Here is a 17,960-nt window from a genome sequence, read left to right on the forward strand (position 1 = left end):
GACCTCCCGACAGGGGCTCAGATAGAGTAGAAGTTTCTCGCCCCGGACAACCTGACACCAGCCAAGAGTTCTCGTGACGACCACAACCGACACCACCAGCGCCAGAGCGCTCAACCGCCTGCATGGAAAGGGTGGTCTGGCGCTTTGGATTGCCATGGCAGCGCCGCTGGTCGGCGGACTGCTACTGGTGTGGCAGGCCTGGGCGCTTTCCGACGTGCTCGGCCGCGCCATCGAGGTGGGGGAGGCTCCGGATGCCCTGGCGCCGGCCATCGGCCTCATTGTCGGCCTGCTTGTCTTGCGCGCGGGACTTGGCGCCGTGGGTGAACAGGCGGGCATTGTCGCCGCCGAGGCAGTCAAGCAGCATCTGCGGCAGGTCCTCTTCACCCATCTGCTGGCGCGCTCGCCGAGAGTCACCGAGACCGCTTCTTCGGGAGCGGCCGCCTCGGCCATTGTCGACCAGGTCGAGGCGCTCGATGGCTATTTCGCCCGCTATCTGCCGGCGGCCCTCCAGGCCGCGCTGCTGCCGCTGGTCTTCGGCGCAGTCATCCTGCCGCTCGACTGGGTCGCGGGTGTGCTGTTCCTCGTCACCGCACCGCTGATCCCGGTGTTCATGGCGCTGATCGGTTGGGGCGCACAGATCGCCACCGACCGCCAGGCACGCGCGCTCAGCCATCTCTCCAGTCGCTTTGCCGACCGCTTGCGCGGATTGCTGACACTAAAACTCTTCGGCCGGGCCGATGCGGAAACCGTCGGGATTGTGGCAGCCAGCGAAGCGCTGCGCCAGCGCACACTCAAGGTGCTGCGTATCGCCTTTCTCTCCTCTGCCGTGCTGGAATTCTTCGCGGCGCTGGGCGTCGCGGGGATCGCGCTCTATGTGGGCCTGACCTTCATCGACTATCTGCACCTGCGCGGCAGCCCGCTCACCCTGCAACTGGGCATGTTCCTGCTGCTGATGGCGCCGGAGGTGTATAATCCGCTGCGCCTGCTCGCCGCCCATTATCATGACCGGTCCACGGCCAAGGCGGGCCTGCTGGAAATCGAGCGCCAGCTCGGCGCTATCCCCGCCCTCCCCGCTTCCCTCTCAGACATCGCCCCGCAAACCGGCGCCGCGCTGGCCATCGAGGTCACCGGCGTCACCCTGCGCACCCCCGATCGCCTGCGCGCCGTGCTGCATGATACCGGCCTCTCAATCCCCGCAGGCCAGCACGTGGCTCTGCTCGGCCCCAGCGGCTCGGGCAAGTCCACGCTGCTCGAAGCACTGGCGGGCCTCCGCGCGCATGAGGGGCTGCTTACCCTCAATGGCCGCTCCCTGGGCGACTGGCCGGAGCCCGAATTGCGGGCCCGCAGCTTCCTCCTCGCGCAGAAGCCGCGCATCATTCACGCCAGCATCGCCGACAATATCGGTCTTGCCCGCCCCGGCGCGTCGCGGACCGAGATCGAGCGGGCCGCCGAGCGCGCCGCGGTGAGCGGCTTTGCCGCTGCCCTGCCCGAGGGGCTCGATACTGTCATCGGCGAGGACGGCGTGGGCTTTTCGGGCGGCCAGGCGCAGCGCGTGGCGCTGGCGCGCCTGTTTCTCCGCGATGCCGGGCTGATCCTCCTCGATGAACCCACGGCCCATCTCGAGGCCAGTCTGGAAGACGAGATCATCGCGTCCATCCTCGCCTATGCAAAAGGCCGCACGCTCATCGTGGCCACGCATTCGCTGGCGGTGGCGGGCCGCATGGACAAGGTCTGGTGCATTGCCGGGAACACCCTGCTCGCCGCGCCCAGACCGAGCTGCAAACGAGGTGTCGCATGAAGGCCCTTCTAACCTTCCTGCCGCTCTTCCGACACCGCAGCCGCGCGCTCCTCTTGGCCCTCTTGCTATCCCTCGTCACGCTAGCCGCTGGCGTTTCGCTTCTAGGAACGTCGGGCTGGTTCATCGCCGCTACGGCCCTCACCACGGCGGGGCTGGGGTTCAACCTCTTTGTCCCCTCCGCCATGGTGCGTGGTCTGTCCTTTATCCGCATCCTGGCGCGTTATGGCGAAAGGCTGGTGGGCCACAATGCCACGCTCAAACTCCTGTCCGATCTGCGCGGCTGGCTCTTTGCCCGGCTCTTTCCACGCCTGCCCATGCCGGATCGCTCCCTGCGCCATGGCGACCTGGTCTCACGCCTCACCGCCGATGTCGATGCGCTCGACACTGCCTTCCTCGTCGCCGTGGGACCGCTGGTTTCGGCCCTGGCAATCGGGACGATCATGACCACGATCCTGGCCGTGCTGCTGCCCTCCGCCGCCCTGCCCTATGGCCTTGCACTGGCCCTGGCGAGCCTGGCGGTGCCCACAAGCATGGTGCTGATCAGCCGCCGCGCCGGGCGCGCCAGCGTGGCAGCGCAGGCTGACCTCCGCATGAAGGTTCTCGACGGCGTCAATGGCCATGCCGACCTGGTGCTGCTTGGCGCCCTGGGCACGACCAGCACCCAGTTCGCCACTGCCAATGAACAGGCCGCCCGCCTGCGCCGGCATCTTGGCGCCGTCACCACTCTGGGCAGCCTGGCAGTGCAGAGCCTGGCCGCCCTGGCGCTTGTGGGCACCCTCTGGGCAGGCCTCGTGGCGCTCGATGCCGGCCATATCGAGGGTCCGGTCATGGCCGGGTTGCTGCTGGCCGTGCTCGGCAGCTTCGAGGTGACCAGCATGATCGTGCGCAGCACCAGCAAGGCAAGCCAGGCGATGGCCGCCGCCGAGCGGCTGGTGGCGCTGGCCGACCTGCCCCTGCCGGTCGCGGAGCCAGCCCATCCCGCTCCCTTGCCCCGTGATGGTGCGCTCCATCTTGACGGCGTCAGCTTTTCCTATCCCGGCCTACCCCGCATTCTTGATGGGCTAAACCTTCACATTGCCCTGGGCGAACGCATCGCCATCACTGGCTCCAGCGGTTCCGGCAAGTCCACCCTGCTGCGCCTGCTGTTGCGTCTGTCAGACCCGCAATCGGGTCAGGTTGCCATTGGCGGCCATGCCCTGCCGGCCTTCGCCAGCGCCGACATTCACGCGCATATGGCGCTGCTCAGCCAGGACAGCCCGGTCTTCATCGACACCATCCGCAACAACCTGCTCATCGGCCGCGCCGATGCCAGCGAGGATGACTTGTGGTCAGCCCTCTCACAGGCGCAACTGGATGATCATGTGCGCGCCCTACCTCGCGGCCTCGACACACTTATGGGCGAAGTCGGGCGCACGTTTTCGGCTGGCCAGGCGCGACGCCTCTGCCTCGCCCGGGCCCTGCTGTCCAATGCGCCGGTGTTGCTGCTCGACGAGCCGACCAATGCGCTCGACCGCGATACCGAGGAAGCCTTCTTCAGGGTCTTGGCCACGGCGACACTTGGGCGCACGGTGATCATGGTCACTCACGCAGCCATTCCCGCCGGGACTGTGGATCGGGTGTTGAGACTGGAAGGTGGGCGGCTGGATTAAAGGTGGCCACGTTCGTTGCCTGCCAAAATGCGCCGCCCTGCCCCGGACCAGTGCTGGCATGGGCCATGGGAAAAAGCCCCTCACCCGCACCTGATCCGCAACCGTGTCAGGTCAGGCACGGTGACATGCCGGTAATTGAGGATTTCGATGACCCCATCGGCCTTGAGCTTGCTGATCTGCCGGCTCACGGTTTCGATGGTGAGGCCCAGGAAGTCGCCAATATCTGCGCGGCTCAGGGGCAGGTCGAAACTGGTCTCCGGCGGCTCCTCGGTCGGATCGATATGGGTGGCAATCAGGTAAAGGAAACTGGCAACCTTTTCGGCTGCCGATTTGCGGCCCAGCGTGACCATCCAGTCCCGCGCTTCGTCAAGCTCGCGTAGGGCCTGCATCATCACCCGGTGTTCGAGTGGCGCACTTTGGGTCAGCAGCGCCTCAAGCGCCGGCTTGGGGATGATGCAGAGATCGACTTCCGAGGCCGCCTCGGCGCTGACCCGGCTTTCCGCAGCAAAGGGTCGGCCCAACAGGTCCGGCGCAAATTGCAGGCCCACAACCTGCTGGCGGCCGTCTTCAAGCACCTTGGAGAGCTTGATGACCCCGCGCAGCACATTGGCATAGCTGACGATAGGCATGGCATCGGCGAGCAGTTCTTCGCCGGCAGCCTTGCGCACACGGCGGGTGGACTTTGCCAGTGTCAACAATTGCTCGGCGTTGAGCGCCCCGCAAATTCCCTGGTGCCGGGCCTCACAACTCTGGCAGAGAATCGGGTCTCCCGAATTGTGAATGTCCTTGCGGAGTGTCTGCATGGTCATGCTCCTGACACCACAAGAAGTAAGACCGCACTCCCCGTAGTATAAGGCGCGAGAATGTCGCTGTGCCAACTGGTCGCATGGACCATGGCGGGTTCTTCCGGACACGAATCCCGTGCGATTTTCTTGCAATTGCGCACTATCACGGTTCGTGGCTGAATAGCGGGATATTGTTAGCCGGAAGAGGTCTTATGCAGGTCAACGTGTTCATATCGGAGGGCACCGCAGGGAACCCGCCCAGCCTGCTGGTGCTGCCCATCGATACCAGCGCCGCCATTCCCCGACATCTGCAGGACCGGGAGTGGAGGCATTTCGCCACCACCATGTCCGAGGACAAACTGCTCGGTGCCAGCGCTGCACGAGTGGAACAGGCGATTGCCGAGGACGGTTACTGCCTCGTCGAGCCCACCGGATAGGGCAGCGGGGCCGCCCCTTGACCTTGCCATGATGGGAAGGTCTATATGCTGGTGGACGAGGTGAAAGATCATGAACAATCACGTCCATCACAACCACTCTTCCGCAGCCGTTTCGCTCAATATCGAGGGCATGACCTGCGCGTCCTGCGTATCGCGCGTGGAAAAGGCCCTGCTCAAGGTCCCCGGGGTCGAAATGGCCACCGTCAACCTCGCGACCGAACGCGCCACCGTCTCGGGGGGTGATGCCGACGCGCTCATCCAAGCCGTGGAAAAGGTGGGGTACAAGGGTAGTGTCAGAAAGGCCGATGCCCCGGCGCATGACCATGCCCATCACCACGATGAGGACGCCGCCGTGCTCAGGCGCGACGTCATCATTGCCGCCATTCCCACGCTACCGCTGTTTCTGGTGGAGATGACCGGTCACCTCTACATGCCTTTCCACATGTGGCTCATGTCTGCCGTCTCCATGGATGTGCTCTGGGTCAGCTATTTCGTGCTCGCCAGTTTCGTGCTGTTCGTACCGGGCCTCCGCTTCTTCAAGGCCGGCATTCCTGCCCTCCTGCGCGGAGCACCGGAGATGAATTCACTGGTGGCGCTTGGTGCGGGAGCCGCCTGGCTCTATTCGAGCGTCGTCACCTTCGCGCCGCAACTGGTGCCGGCCGACACCCGCTATGTCTATTTCGAGGCTGCGGCCGTCATCGTGACGCTGATCCTTGTCGGCCGCTGGCTGGAGGCACTTGCCAAGGGCCGCACCGGCGAGGCCATAAGTCGGCTCATGCAGCAGCAGGCACGCACGGCCCGTATCGAACGTGACGGCAGCGCCGTGGATGTGCCGGTGGATAGCGTGCGCGTCGGCGATGTGGTGCTGGTCCGCCCCGGAGAGAAGGTTGCTGTCGATGGCGAGATCATTGATGGCAATAGCCATGTCGATGAATCGATGATCTCGGGCGAACCCCTGCCGGTGTCCAAATCGGTCGGGGCCAGTGTCGTGGGCGGCACGCTCAATGTCTCGGGCAGCTTCCGTTTCCGCGCCACCAAGGTGGGGGCCGATACCATGCTGGCCCAGATCATCCGCATGGTCGAGGATGCCCAGGCTGGCAAGCTGCCCATCCAGGCGGTCGTTGACCGCATTACGGCGGTCTTCGTGCCCGTCGTCATCGCCCTTGCCATTCTCACGTCCATAATCTGGTTCATTCTGGGGCCAGAGCCAAGCCTCAGCTACGCGCTGGTCAATGCCGTGGCGGTCCTGATCATTGCCTGTCCCTGTGCCATGGGCTTGGCCACACCCATGTCGATCATGGTCGGCACCGGTCGCGCCGCACAGTTGGGCGTGCTGTTCCGCAAGGGCGAAGCCCTGCAACAGCTCCGTGACGCCAGGCTCGTCGCCTTCGACAAGACCGGGACCCTGACCGAAGGCAAGCCGGTGCTGACCGACCTTATCCTCGACGACGATTTCGAGCATGACGAGGTGCTGACGCTAGTCGCTGCCGTCGAATCCCGGTCCGAACATCCCATTGCCACCGCCATCGTTGCGGCCGCCGAAAAGGCCGGGCTGACCCTTGGCACGGTGACCGAGTTCACGTCAAATCCCGGGACTGGCGTCACTGCCCGCGTCGATGGGCGACTGGTCGCAGTTGGGGCGCAAAGCCATATGAGCCACCTCGATTTCTCCGATTTTGCGGATGCCATGGAAAGGCTGTCAGGCGAAGGCAAGACCCCCGTCTTTGCTTCCATCGATGATCGGCTTGCTGCTGCCATCGTGGTGGCCGATAGCATCAAGCCATCGAGCAGGGCGGTGATTGAGGCTCTACACACCATGGGCCTCAAAACCGCAATGATCTCGGGCGATAATCGGCGCACCGCCGAAGCCATTGCCGCAAAGCTAGGTATCGAGGAGGTGCGCGCCGAAGTGCTGCCCGCCGACAAGGTCGAGGCCATCCAGTCGCTGCGCCAGGGCAATCGCGTCATCGCCTATGTCGGTGATGGCATCAACGATGCTCCGGCCCTGGCCGAGGCCGATATCGGCATTGCCGTAGGGTCAGGCACCGACGCCGCTATCGAAAGCGCCGATGTCGTGCTGCTGGGGGGTGATCTCAAGGGCGTCCTCAATGCCTTGACGGTCAGCCGCGCCACGCTGCGCAATATCTGGGAAAACCTGTTCTGGGCCTTTGGCTACAACGCCATTCTGATCCCGGTGGCGGCTGGCTTGCTCTATCCGAGCTTCGGCATCCTGCTCTCGCCCATGATCGGGGCCGGCGCCATGGCCTTTTCATCGATCTTCGTGATCGGCAATGCCCAGCGCCTGCGTGGTGTGAAGGGGGCGACCCCATGAATATCGGAGAAGCCGCAAGCGCCACCGGCGTCTCGGCCAAGATGATCCGCTATTATGAGCAGATCGGTCTGATCCGCGCGCCACTGCGCACCGGCAGCAATTATCGCGTCTATGGCGCCGATGAGGTTCATGTGCTGCGTTTCATCAAGCGGGCCCGCACTCTCGGGTTCTCGATCGAGGAGACCTCCGCCCTGCTTGGCCTCTGGCAGGACCGATCCCGCGCCAGCGCCGAGGTCAAGGATATCGCCAGCGGCCACATTGCCGCCCTCGAGACCAAGATCGCCGAATTGCAGGGGATGGTGAAGACGCTGAGCCATCTCGTCCATTGCTGCGCCGGCGACAACCGCCCTGACTGCCCCATTCTCGACGATCTGGCCGGTACGCCAGCCACCAAAGGACATTGACCCATGACTGACAAGACCACGCTCATCGTTAACGACATGACCTGCGGTCATTGCGTCGGCACCGTGCGCGACGCGCTCGAAGCAGCCCTGCCGGGCACCAAGGTCGACATCGATCTGCCGACCCATAAGGTCAGCTTCACCGGCGACCGCGCCAGGGGCGAAGAGGCCATCCGCGAGGCGGGCTATACGCCGGAGGCGGCGTAACCCCGAAGCCCCTCTATGGTGCGGTGCCGCCGCTCCATAGGCCGTCCTCGGGTCAGGCCCGAGGGCGGCGCGGCGTTTTAGAAAAGTCTCTTGCGTCACTCGTGCAGGGTCCATTTCCCCTTCACAGGGGCATTTCGTGACCCCTGACGAAGCCACAAACCCCTCGAAAGCCAAAGAAAAGGGGCGCCCGGCAATGCCGGTCGCCCCTCTCGTGTCCGTTCCTGGAAGGACTTAGAACGGGCTTTCAGCGTCGAGGAAGCCGTCGACATTGTCCTGGGTGATAACGGTTGAGTCGAGGATGTAGCGACCGGCCACCTGGATGCCACCGGTGAAGTGCGAGGTCGTCAGCTCGATGGCCGTGGCGATCATGGCCGGGCTGTAGCTCACGTCGATCGGGGTCAGCGGATCGCCGGCCTTAACGGCCTGGAGAATCTGCTGCATGCCCGCGCCGCCGACGATGAACATTTCATCTTCACGGCCGGCCTGCTTGATGGCTTCGATGGCGCCCAGGGAGATATCGTCGTCCTGGGTCCAGACAGCGTCGATTTCCGGGAAGCGGGTCAGGAAGTCCTGCATCACGCGGAAGCCGTCATCGCGGTTCCAGTTGGCGAATTCATTCTCGAGGACCATGATGTTGGATCCTTCGACAACGCCCATGAAGCCGTCGAAGCGCTGCTGATCGATCGGGATCGGCATGCCGCGCAGGATGACGATATTGCCGCCGTCGGGCAGGCGTTCCATGATGTATTCGGCGGCATTGGCACCGAGGCCCGGATTGTCACCGGCGACATAGAGGTTTTCCACGCCGTCGATAGAAAGCTGACGATCCACCACGGTCACGAACTTGCCGGCATCCTTGACCTGCTTGATCGCCGAAGTCATCGCGTCCGGGTCGCCGGGCAAAATGACGAGCGCATCGATATTGCGGGTCGAGACCATGTCTTCGATGTCGGCGATCTGCTTTGGCGAGTCGGGCGACGATGCGAACACAAACTCGACATTGTCATAGGTGCCTTCGAGGCGCTCGATGGCCTGCTGGGCGAAATAGTTGACGCCGCCGGTCCAGCCATGGGTTGCGGCCGGAACCGAGACGCCGATGGTCACGGTATCGTCCTGGGCAAGGGCGGTGCCGCCCAGGCCTGTGGCGATGACCGCCGACGCCAGAAGGGTTGTTGCCAGTTTCATTTGTAGTCCTCCCAAAATGCCCTTTTGCGGGCGATGTGAAACTCGTTCATGAAGCGGGTCCAGGACCCGGTCCGGGCCTAGGCGGCGCGCCTTGGGCGCTGCAGCAACACGGCAAGGATGATGATGACGCCCTGGAATGCCCCGTTGAGATACGGGCTGATAATGCTTTGCAGATTCAAAATGTTACCGATCAGGCCGAGGATAATCACCCCCACCACAGTACCCCAGACGCGGCCATAGCCACCCTTGAGCGTGGTGCCGCCGATAATCACCGCCGCAATCGCCTCCAACTCCCACAAAACACCCGTCGTGCTGGATGCCGACCCCAGGCGCGGCACGTAGAGCAATACGGCAACGCCGACCAGAACCCCTTGAAGTATATAGGTAATCAGGCGGACATTCTCGACATTGATGGAGGAGTAGCGGGCCACCTGCTCATTGCTGCCAATGGCGGCACAGTGCCGGCCGAAGGCGGTCCTTCGCATGACGATCTCGCCGCCGATAGCCACAAGAGCGAACACGAGGATGGGATAAGGAATACCCAGCAACCCGTTGTAATAAACCGGGCGATAAACGTCGGCGACCTGGAAGTTGAGCGAGAGCGTGCCGCCATCAGCCAGGAAAGTCACCAGCGAGCGGAAAATACCCATGGTGCCAAGCGTCACGATGAAGGCCTCTATCCGGCCGCGTGTAATCATCAGGCCATTGCCGACGCCGGCGACCCCGCCGAGCAATATGCCTGCGGCCATGCCGGCCAGGATCACGCTCCAGCCGATGCCGAATGAGGGAATCAGCCAGTTCATTACCATGATCATTACGCCGGCGATGACGGCTGCCATCGAGCCGACCGACAGGTCGAGGCCACCCGCAGTGATGACGAAGGTGGCACCAATGGCAATGATGCCGATGAAGCTCGAACGCGCCAGCACATTGGTGATGTTGTTGTAGCTGAGGAAGTGTTCATTGAGCGCAATGCCCAGCAATACCAGCAGCGCCAGTGCCACCAGTGGCCCGATGGTCTTGAGATCGGGGCGAAACCCGCGTGCCGGCTTAGCCGGAATTTCAGGCGCTGATACGCTCATCGTGTCCACTCTGCTTGATGCCCGCGGCGTACCGCATGATCTCTTCTTCGGTGATTTCGGCGCCTTCGAGCACGCCCGCGATGCGTCCGGTGCGCATCACCACGACGCGGTGGCTGAGGCCGATTACTTCCTGCAATTCTGAGGAGATGAGGATGACCGCCTTCCCCTCGGCCGCCAGGGCGGCGATGATGTGATAGATCTGTTGCTTGGTTCCGACATCGATGCCGCGGGTCGGCTCGTCCATGATGATGATGTCGGGTTCGCTTTCCATGGTCTTTCCGAGCATCAACTTCTGCTGATTGCCGCCGGAAAGCCGGCCGACTGCCACCGAGGCATCGCGGGCGCGAACGTCAAAACGACGCACGGCACGCTCCAGCGCCCGATCCTCGCTGGCCGTGTCGAGAAACCCCGCGCGCAGGTGCTTTTCCAGTGTGAGCAGGGTGAGATTGGGCCGCAACCCCATATTGAGCAGCAGGCCTTTGCCCTTACGGTCCTTGGTCATGTAGGCCATGCCCGCATCGACCGACTGGGCAACGCGGGTGAAGCTGACCGGCCGCCCGTTGAGGGTCACGTCGCCGCCGCTCTTGTGCGTCAGGCCGACAACCGCCTCGGCGACGGCCGTGCGGCCGGACCCGATCAGGCCAGCAAAGCCGAGGATTTCGCCGCGCCGCAGATCGAAGGAAATGTTGCTGACGCTCAGGGTTTCGAGGTTGCGGACGCTAAGCACCATTGGTGCATCAACATCCGGCTCGTGCTTGGGCGGATAGAGATTGGACAGTTCGCGCCCGACCATCATCTGGGCGATTGAATCGGGTGTCAGCGCCTCGGTGCCGACGGTTGCGATCAATTGACCGTCTCGCAAGACAGTCACCCTATCGGCAAGTTCCATGATCTCATCGAGTTTATGGCTGATGAATACTACCGCCACGCCACGCGCTGTCAGCCGGCGGATTTGTTCGAACAGGGTCTGGGTTTCGCTTGCCGACAGCACCGCGGTAGGTTCATCCATGATGAGTACCCGCGCGTCGCGGCTGATAGCCTTGGCAATCTCTACCATCTGCTTGTCAGCGACCGACAGACTGCTGATGCGCGCATCGGGATCGACGTGCACGTGCAGGGTTTCCATGACGGTGCGGGCGCGGCGGCGCATCTCGCCATTATCGAGGAAGCCAAACTGTTTCAGTTCACGACCCAAGAAAATCGAATCGGCAACGGTCAGATGTTCCGCCAGGTTCAGTTCCTGATGGATGAGCACAATGCCCATTGCCTCGGCCTTGCCATCAGGCGGCAGTTGAACGGTCTGACCATCAAAACCGATGCTGCCCGATGTAGGCTGCTCAATGCCGGAGAGGATTTTGATGAGGGTGGATTTGCCGGCGCCGTTTTCGCCGATTATGGCATGGACCTCTCCGGGGCAGACGTCAAAATCGATGCTGAACAGCACCGGAATCTCGCCAAAGGATTTCGAGACGCGGCTCGCCGACAAAATCGGCTGCCCACTCTCGCCCTGCGCTTCCCCCATGCGTCGACTCCTCCCTGAGCCCGGCCCGCTTGCTGCGACGCTCTGTACTCAAACGTTGATGTAAAGGTTTTCATGACTGGTGTAAAGGTTTACAAGGTTGGTAATTCCAATAAGCCCGTGGATCAAGCTGGCGGCGCCGGTTTCATCTGCTAAGGGCAAGGGTATGCTGGATTTTTGGGTCTGGCACGGAGGGCGGAGCGTCAAGTGCAGCAGCAAAAGCTGGCCACCATTGAAGACGTTGCGGCCATGGCCGGGGTCTCGATTGCTACGGTGAGCCGCGCCATCAACGAGCCGACTAAGGTCGCCGACGCCACCCGCCGCCGGGTCACCGATGCCGTTGCGCGCACGGGGTACACCACCAATGCCATGGCGCGCTCGCTGCGGATGCGGCGAAGCAACATGATCCTCATCCTTGCGCCGGATGTCGGCGATCCCAATTTCTCCAACATCCTGGTCGGCCTGGAGACCGAGGCCAGCAAGCGCGGCTATGGCCTGTTGATCGGCAACACCCAGAGTGACCCCAGCCGGGAGACTGACTATCTACGATTCATCAGTTCAAATCAGGCCGATGGCTTAATCCTCTTCACAGGCCACCTGCCCTATGGCCTGGGACAAAATCCATCTGAAGGGCGCCTACCTCCAATGGTGGCCGTCAACGAGCCGGTCATTGGCAAAGGCGTGCCATTTGTGGGCGTCGACAATTTCGAGGGCGCCCGGGTCGCCACCGAGCACCTGATCTCTCAAGGCCATCGTCGCATCGCTTATGTGGGTCGTGCACCCCATCGAGAGATCAGCCGCTTGCGCGAGGAGGGCTATCGCGCCGCGTTGGCGGGCGCCGGGCTTTCGACCGATCCGCGCCTGGTCATCGATGGCGACGGCACCACCGAAAGCGGCCGAGCCGCTGCCGAGCTCATGTTCGTGCGCGACGCATTGCCCACTGCCTTCTTCTGCGTCAATGACGCGACAGCCATGGGGGTGATGATCGCACTCAATACCCGTCGCTATGAACTGCCCCGGCAGTTTTCCATCATGGGTTTCGACGACATTTCCTTTGCCAGCTTTCTCACGCCGTCCCTGTCCACCATGAAGCAGCCCCGACACCGGATGGGCGAGGCCGCTATGGAATTGCTGCTGGCGCTATTGGCCGGCGACGAACCTAAATCGCGAGAGGTGCTACTGCGGGCCGAGTTGATCGTACGCAACTCGGTATCCCGGCCGCCGGGCTAGAAGCCTTCGGAGGTACGACAATTGACCGTCTTGGGACTGCGAAGAGGCTGCCCACTTGTGCAACCTTCCAGTACAGGAAATTGCCTGCCGATCAGCGTGTCCAATGAACCCGCCTCTAGCGGACGGACCCGTAGCGCAGCCCTGCTTCAACTGACCTTGAGGCGCTCCAGGATTTCGTCGAATTGCACCATGGAGACATTGGCGCCCCATTCCATTCCGGTGTCGACCGTCGCGTGGCGCATCTCGAAGTCGGGGAAGTTCGAAACCGAGCGATAGTGGGTCTTGCCGTCGCGTTCCTCGAAATGGTGCTCTTCGTAATAGCGTTCGTCTTCCTCGAACGCACCCTCGACAACGAATGTGTTGCGGATCATGCGCATGGGCTCGACCGCAAGGTAGGTGCCGAACATCACCCACTTCGTCCCGTCGGGCGACAGGCCCACTATCCGCCATTTGCCACCGGTGCGAACGTCGTATTCGATGACTTCGTTATTGCCGAAGCCCCACCAGTGAGCGACGTGCTCCTTCTCGGTCCACACCTTCCAGACCAGCGCCAGCGGCGCATCGAAGGTTCGGGACATAATGATCAGCGGCGCGTCGTCGGGCAATTCGGTCATAAAGGGATTGGGAAAGGCCTGGTCATTCATCGGAGTTCTCCTCAGTTCCTGGTGTCCGATTTTGGTGTCTGCAATTGTTTGAGATAGGCGTCGAGCTGTTTGAGGTTCTGTTCCCAGAACCGGCGATAGCTCTCGACATAGCAGGCCACCTCACGCATCGGCGCGGCGTCCAGCTTGCACGGGCGGTATTGCGCCTGCCGGCCACGACTGACCAGGCCTGCCCTCTCAAGCACCTTGATGTGCTTGGAGACGGCGGCCAGCGTCATGTCGAAAGGTCCGGCCAGATCATTGACGCTTGCCTCCCCAAGGGAGAGCCGCGCCAGGATTGCCCGGCGCGTCGGGTCGGCGAGCGCAGCGAGCGTGGTGCTGAGCGGATCAGTCATGGTATGTAAACCCACCTTCATAAACTTATCGGTTTAATACTATTCGGTTTAATATAAGTCAAACCGCAACTGCAGGTAGCGACGTCGCAGCCGAATAGTCCGGCGCTGCAGGGGATAAGCTAGCCTGACACGGCCATAAGGGAGGCGTTGCCGCCCGCTGCTGTCGTATCAATGCAGACGTGGCGTTCGAGGAGCAGTCGGCCGATCTCGTGCGGTCCAGTGACGATCGGCAGCAATGCGCCGTCTCGCTGGCTCAGCGCCTGCCGAATTGACTTCAATTGCCCAGTATCGCCAAACCAGGCGATGGCATCAAAGCCGGCTCCGTGGCGGAGACGATGCAGATCGATCATCGCCGCGGCTTCGCTCCGACACCCCGCCATCCCACCCATTGCCTCTTGTGCGGCGAAGTCTTCCGGAGTTGGGCCGAAGCAAAGCAGCATGCCGCGCGGCACAGCGTAAAGCCGATTGCTCTCGCCTGTTGGTCCCGGCAAGTCGAGCACATCTGATTGCAGGAGTGCGTCCCCGCGTGTGAAACGCGGCAGATAGTGCGGACCTCCAGCCTTGGGGCCGGTGCCGGAAAGGCCCTCGCCGCCAAAGGGCTGGCTGCCGACCACAGCGCCAATCTGGTTGCGATTGACGTAGATATTGCCGGCATGCACCTGCCCGGCCAGCCGCTTCACCCGCGCGGAAATGCGTGTGTGCATGCCGAATGTCAGACCATAGCCGGCAGCATTGATGGATGCGATGACCCTGTCCAGCGCAGCACCCTTGAAGGTGGCCACGTGCAATACCGGTCCAAATATTTCCTCAGGCATTTCCTCGATACCACTGACGCGCAGCATGGTCGGCGCCATAAAAGTGTCGCCAGAGGGTACCGACAATTGGTGGATGACCCGGTCCTGCCGGGCGGCGACATAGGCGGATATTTTGTACTGGGCAGATGCGTCGATGATCGGCCCGACATCAGTCGACAAGTCCCAGGGATTGCCGAGCCGCAATTCATCCATGGCGCCCTTTAACATGTCGATGGTGCGATCGGCGGCTTCGTCCTGCACGTAGAGGATTCGCAGGGCCGAGCAGCGCTGCCCCGCAGACTGGAACGCCGAAGCGATTATGTCGCGCACTGCCTGCTCGGCGAGCGCGGTGTTGTCGACCACCATGGCATTGAGGCCACCGGTTTCCGCAATCAACGGCACGTCGGGCGCGGCATGTTCTGCCAGGGCCTGCTCTATACGCCGGGCGGTGGGCAAAGATCCGGTGAATGCGACACCGGCAATGGCCGGATGAGACGTCAGGGCCGCCCCGACTTCGGGCCCTCCGGGCAGCAATTGTACCGCGTCGTGCGGGATACCCGCCTCGCGCATGAGTTGCACGGCCCTGAAGGCGACCAGCGGTGTCTGCGGGGCCGGCTTGGCCAGCACCGAATTGCCGGTCACCAGCGCCGCAGCGACCTGTCCGGTGAAGATGGCCAGAGGGAAATTCCAGGGCGAAATGCAGACAAAGGGACCTCGCGGCGGCGCAGTTAACCTGGCGGCCTCGTTGGCGTAATAGCGCAGGAAGTCCACTGCCTCGCGCAGTTCGGCCACCGCGTCGGCCCAGGTTTTACCGGCCTCGCGGGCCAATAACGCTAAAAGTTCGGCGGTATTGTTTTCGTAGAGATCGGCAACGCGGCGTAGCATAGCGATGCGCTCGGCCACCTCTACCTTGCACCAGCCTGACGCGGCGGCAGCCGCGATGGCCTCGCCAACCTGCTCCGCACTGACCTCTACAAGGGCGCCAACGACATCGGCATGGTCCGCGGGATTGAGAACCGTGTGCTTCGACCCCTTAAACGATCTGGTGGCACAGAGGGGCACGGCATTCCACCTGTACGTCCTGAATTGTTCGCGCGACACCGCTATCGCGCCAAAGGCAACTGGGTCAGCAAGGTCCAGTCCGGCCGAATTGCGTCTTTGACCAAAGATGCCGGAAGGCGAGGGAATGGCTAAATTGGGGAAAACCGTACCCAGCCCCAGCAGGTTGCCGATAGGGTCTTCGGCTACCGTCTCCGCTGCAATGTCGGCATCGGCAATCTGGTAGACGAACGAGCCATTGGCTCCATTCTCAAGCAGGCGTCGCACCAGATAGGCGAGCAGGTTCCGATGCGCTCCGACAGGAGCATAAATGCGGGTAGTCGTGGCAAAAGTCTGGTGCAGCACGGCGTGCAAGCGCTCGCCCATACCATGCAGGCGCTGGAACTCGTAGCTCTCCTTATTGCGACCCACCGCTGCGGCCAGATGCAGCACGGCGGCGGCCGTGTGCGCATTGTGGGTGGCGAATTGCGGGTAGATCCGAGACGCCGCGAAGAGCTTTCGTGCTGCGGCCATATAGCTCACATCGGTTGCCGCCTTGCGGGCGAACACTGGATAGTCCGGAAGGCCCAGCACCTGTGCCCGCTTGATCTCGGCATCCCAATAGGCGCCCTTGACCAGCCGCACCATGATCCTGCGATCAAGCCGCTCCGCCGTCGCGTCCAGCCAATCGATCAGCGGCAGCACGCGCTTGCCATAGGCCTGCACGACCACACCAAAGCCGTTCCAGCCGGCCAATTCCGGTGTCTCCAATACGGCTTCGATCACGTCGAGCGACAGCTCCAGCCGGTCGGCCTCCTCGGCATCAATGTTAAAACCCAGATTGGCGCGTGCCGCCACCAGTGCCAGTTCTCTAGTCGCCGCAACCAATTCGACCATCACCCGCTCGCGCTGCGCCGCTTCGTAGCGCGGATGAAGTGCGCTGAGCTTGACCGAAATGCCTGGATTGTCGCGCACCGAGCCGTGCACGCAATGAGGCACCAGTGCTTCGATAGCCTTCAAATAAGCATCGAAATACCGTTTGGCGTCATCGGCGGTACGGGCCGCCTCGCCCAGCATGTCGTAGGAATAACGATAGCCACCGGCCTCGGGCCTCCGGGCGTTGGCAATGGCCTCGTCGATGGTGCGCCCGAATACGAATTGGCCGCCCATCAGACGCATGGCATGGCCGACAGCGGTGCGGATCAAGGGCTCGCCCAGTCGTGCGACCGCCCGGTGCAGGGACGATCTCGGCCCGATATTCGGGTCGCCCAGGACCTCGGCGGTGAGGCTGAGGGCCCATGAGGAGAAATTGACCAGCGGACTGGGCGAGCCGCCGAAATGCCGGCCCCAGTCCGCGCCGCCCACCTTGTCATGGATCAGTGCATCGATGGTCTCGCTGTCGGGCACGCGCAGCAGTGCCTCGGCCAGCGACATCAGTGCCAGCCCCTCCTCGCTATCGAGGCTATATTCGGCCAGAAAACTCTCCATCAACCCCAGCCGCGCGTCTTTGCGTACAGCGTTGACCAGTCGCACCGCATGGGCCGAAATCGCATCACGGGCCGCGCCATCCAGCCCCGTCTCGTCGATGAGTTCGCCCACCAGTCGGGCCTCCTCGGCATGAAGCTGGGCGCGGAAGGCTCGGCGGGCGGCGTTTTGGGCAGTTGTCATGGATGAACCCCGGGAAATCAGCCTAACCTGAAGGATGGGAGAGCACCACCAGCTTGCATGCGCTGCGGGGCTCTGCCATTCCGACAGGAGCACAGTGCAGGGAATGCCCATGAAAACCATCCTCGTCGTCGGCATCGGCACCGGTAGCGCCGAATACATGACCGTGGCCGCCATTGAGGCGCTCAACCGGGCCGACGTTCTCTTCGTGCCCGACAAGGGGGCAGGCAAGGCTGGCCTCGCCGACGTTCGGCGTTACATCATCGAGCGCTTCGTGCGCCATCCTGATCCGCGCCAGATTGGCTATTCCGTTCCGCGCCGCGAAGCCGGCAACCCCGACTATGCTCGCAGCGTAGCAGACTGGCATGCCGAGCTTGCCGGCATTTTCGACCTGCTCATATCCGACATCCCTACCGGTGGCACCGGTGCCTTCCTCGTCTGGGGCGATCCCGGAATTTATGATTCGACCCTGCGTATTCTCGAGCGCGTAGCCGAGCCCATTACCGTTGAGGTCGTGCCCGGAATCTCCGCCATCCAGGCGCTTACAGCGGCGCATGGCATTGCCCTCAATCGCATTGGCGAACCGGTCCTGATCACCACCGGCCGGCAGTTTGGACCGTTGAAAACCGACACGGTGGTCATGCTGGATGGGCAACTCGCCTTTCTGCAAGCAGATCCCGACCTTGAGATTTTTTGGGGTGCCTATCTGGGAACGCCAGATCAGATCCTGGTCGCGGGGCGTCTGGGCGATGTTGCAGACAGGATCGTCGCCATGCGCGGAGAGGCACGGGAGCGTCATGGCTGGATCATGGATACCTATCTGCTGCGTAAGCCGCAGTAG

At 62.7% G+C, this 17,960-nt stretch carries 15 protein-coding genes; 8 read left to right on the forward strand and 7 right to left on the reverse strand.

The window, feature by feature from the left end; translation table 11 throughout:
• Window positions 1-73 precede the first annotated feature (73 nt).
• Together cydD and cydC are read left to right on the forward strand one after the other, a co-directional pair.
• Window positions 74-1,798 (forward strand): thiol reductant ABC exporter subunit CydD, encoded by a 1,725-nt coding sequence (cydD, locus tag ACXYMS_RS07165; RefSeq protein ID WP_458904987.1) that lies wholly within the window; start codon window positions 74-76, stop codon window positions 1,796-1,798.
• Window positions 1,795-3,447, forward strand: a complete 1,653-nt coding sequence (gene cydC, locus ACXYMS_RS07170; RefSeq protein ID WP_458904989.1) for a thiol reductant ABC exporter subunit CydC — start codon at window positions 1,795-1,797, stop codon at window positions 3,445-3,447. The genes cydD and cydC overlap by 4 nt, the downstream gene beginning before the upstream one ends.
• Window positions 3,448-3,527: 80 nt before the next feature.
• Here the strand turns inward: cydC and ACXYMS_RS07175 are convergent, their stop codons facing one another.
• On the reverse strand, window positions 3,528-4,250 hold the full coding sequence (locus ACXYMS_RS07175) for a Crp/Fnr family transcriptional regulator (RefSeq protein ID WP_458904990.1): 723 nt from the start codon (window positions 4,248-4,250) through the stop codon (window positions 3,528-3,530).
• A 194-nt stretch (window positions 4,251-4,444) separates the two neighbouring features.
• Here ACXYMS_RS07175 and ACXYMS_RS07180 point away from each other — a divergent pair, with 194 nt between their 5' ends.
• The 4 genes from ACXYMS_RS07180 to ACXYMS_RS07195 all read left to right on the forward strand — a co-directional run bounded on the left by ACXYMS_RS07180 (window position 4,445) and on the right by ACXYMS_RS07195 (window position 7,609).
• On the forward strand, window positions 4,445-4,669 hold the full coding sequence (locus ACXYMS_RS07180) for a hypothetical protein (RefSeq protein WP_458904992.1): 225 nt from the start codon (window positions 4,445-4,447) through the stop codon (window positions 4,667-4,669).
• Window positions 4,670-4,739: 70 nt separating this feature from the next.
• On the forward strand, window positions 4,740-7,001 hold the full coding sequence (locus tag ACXYMS_RS07185) for a heavy metal translocating P-type ATPase (protein WP_458904993.1): 2,262 nt from the start codon (window positions 4,740-4,742) through the stop codon (window positions 6,999-7,001).
• Entirely contained in the window at window positions 6,998-7,405 is a 408-nt protein-coding gene (cueR, locus tag ACXYMS_RS07190) for a Cu(I)-responsive transcriptional regulator (protein WP_458904995.1), read from the forward strand. Before ACXYMS_RS07185 ends, cueR begins: the two co-directional genes overlap by 4 nt.
• A 3-nt stretch (window positions 7,406-7,408) precedes the next feature.
• A complete protein-coding gene (locus ACXYMS_RS07195; protein ID WP_458904997.1) occupies window positions 7,409-7,609 on the forward strand; it encodes a heavy-metal-associated domain-containing protein in 201 nt (66 codons plus the stop codon).
• A gap of 231 nt (window positions 7,610-7,840) precedes the next feature.
• On the opposite strand, the gene ACXYMS_RS07200 is transcribed toward ACXYMS_RS07195, so the two are convergent.
• From ACXYMS_RS07200 to ACXYMS_RS07210, 3 genes are all read right to left on the reverse strand, one after another.
• On the reverse strand, window positions 7,841-8,794 hold the full coding sequence (locus ACXYMS_RS07200; RefSeq protein WP_458904999.1) for a substrate-binding domain-containing protein: 954 nt from the start codon (window positions 8,792-8,794) through the stop codon (window positions 7,841-7,843).
• Window positions 8,795-8,871: 77 nt separating this feature from the next.
• On the reverse strand, window positions 8,872-9,876 hold the full coding sequence (locus ACXYMS_RS07205; RefSeq protein ID WP_458905001.1) for an ABC transporter permease: 1,005 nt from the start codon (window positions 9,874-9,876) through the stop codon (window positions 8,872-8,874).
• On the reverse strand, window positions 9,857-11,398 hold the full coding sequence (locus tag ACXYMS_RS07210; RefSeq protein ID WP_458905003.1) for a sugar ABC transporter ATP-binding protein: 1,542 nt from the start codon (window positions 11,396-11,398) through the stop codon (window positions 9,857-9,859). Before ACXYMS_RS07210 ends, ACXYMS_RS07205 begins: the two co-directional genes overlap by 20 nt.
• A 204-nt stretch (window positions 11,399-11,602) precedes the next feature.
• Here ACXYMS_RS07210 and ACXYMS_RS07215 point away from each other — a divergent pair, with 204 nt between their 5' ends.
• Complete coding sequence (locus tag ACXYMS_RS07215; protein WP_458905004.1) at window positions 11,603-12,625, forward strand: LacI family DNA-binding transcriptional regulator; 1,023 nt, start codon at window positions 11,603-11,605, stop codon at window positions 12,623-12,625.
• Window positions 12,626-12,771: 146 nt separating this feature from the next.
• Here the strand turns inward: ACXYMS_RS07215 and ACXYMS_RS07220 are convergent, their stop codons facing one another.
• The 3 genes from ACXYMS_RS07220 to putA form a co-directional block, all read right to left on the reverse strand.
• A complete protein-coding gene (locus ACXYMS_RS07220) occupies window positions 12,772-13,269 on the reverse strand; it encodes an SRPBCC domain-containing protein (RefSeq protein ID WP_458905006.1) in 498 nt (165 codons plus the stop codon).
• Window positions 13,270-13,280: 11 nt separating this feature from the next.
• Window positions 13,281-13,622, reverse strand: coding sequence for an ArsR/SmtB family transcription factor (locus ACXYMS_RS07225; RefSeq protein ID WP_458905007.1), 342 nt, complete (start codon window positions 13,620-13,622; stop codon window positions 13,281-13,283).
• A gap of 119 nt (window positions 13,623-13,741) precedes the next feature.
• On the reverse strand, window positions 13,742-17,122 hold the full coding sequence (gene putA, locus ACXYMS_RS07230; RefSeq protein ID WP_458905009.1) for a bifunctional proline dehydrogenase/L-glutamate gamma-semialdehyde dehydrogenase PutA: 3,381 nt from the start codon (window positions 17,120-17,122) through the stop codon (window positions 13,742-13,744).
• A gap of 109 nt (window positions 17,123-17,231) precedes the next feature.
• Between putA and cobF the strand changes: the two genes are divergently transcribed.
• Window positions 17,232-17,960, forward strand: coding sequence for a precorrin-6A synthase (deacetylating) (gene cobF / locus ACXYMS_RS07235; protein WP_458905010.1), 729 nt, complete (start codon window positions 17,232-17,234; stop codon window positions 17,958-17,960).

Source organism: Devosia sp. CAU 1758, assembly GCF_054482695.1.

Coding starts and splice junctions, on each gene's coding strand:
- ACXYMS_RS07180 (WP_458904992.1), top strand. CDS start 4,445: ATGCAGGTCAACGTGTTCATATCGGAGGGCACCGCAGGGAACCCGCCC.
- putA (WP_458905009.1), bottom strand. CDS start 17,122: ATGACAACTGCCCAAAACGCCGCCCGCCGAGCCTTCCGCGCCCAGCTT.
- ACXYMS_RS07210 (WP_458905003.1), bottom strand. CDS start 11,398: ATGGGGGAAGCGCAGGGCGAGAGTGGGCAGCCGATTTTGTCGGCGAGC.
- ACXYMS_RS07195 (WP_458904997.1), top strand. CDS start 7,409: ATGACTGACAAGACCACGCTCATCGTTAACGACATGACCTGCGGTCAT.
- ACXYMS_RS07185 (WP_458904993.1), top strand. CDS start 4,740: ATGAACAATCACGTCCATCACAACCACTCTTCCGCAGCCGTTTCGCTC.
- ACXYMS_RS07200 (WP_458904999.1), bottom strand. CDS start 8,794: ATGAAACTGGCAACAACCCTTCTGGCGTCGGCGGTCATCGCCACAGGC.
- ACXYMS_RS07225 (WP_458905007.1), bottom strand. CDS start 13,622: ATGACTGATCCGCTCAGCACCACGCTCGCTGCGCTCGCCGACCCGACG.
- cydC (WP_458904989.1), top strand. CDS start 1,795: ATGAAGGCCCTTCTAACCTTCCTGCCGCTCTTCCGACACCGCAGCCGC.
- ACXYMS_RS07175 (WP_458904990.1), bottom strand. CDS start 4,250: ATGCAGACACTCCGCAAGGACATTCACAATTCGGGAGACCCGATTCTC.
- ACXYMS_RS07205 (WP_458905001.1), bottom strand. CDS start 9,876: ATGAGCGTATCAGCGCCTGAAATTCCGGCTAAGCCGGCACGCGGGTTT.
- cobF (WP_458905010.1), top strand. CDS start 17,232: ATGAAAACCATCCTCGTCGTCGGCATCGGCACCGGTAGCGCCGAATAC.
- ACXYMS_RS07220 (WP_458905006.1), bottom strand. CDS start 13,269: ATGAATGACCAGGCCTTTCCCAATCCCTTTATGACCGAATTGCCCGAC.
- cueR (WP_458904995.1), top strand. CDS start 6,998: ATGAATATCGGAGAAGCCGCAAGCGCCACCGGCGTCTCGGCCAAGATG.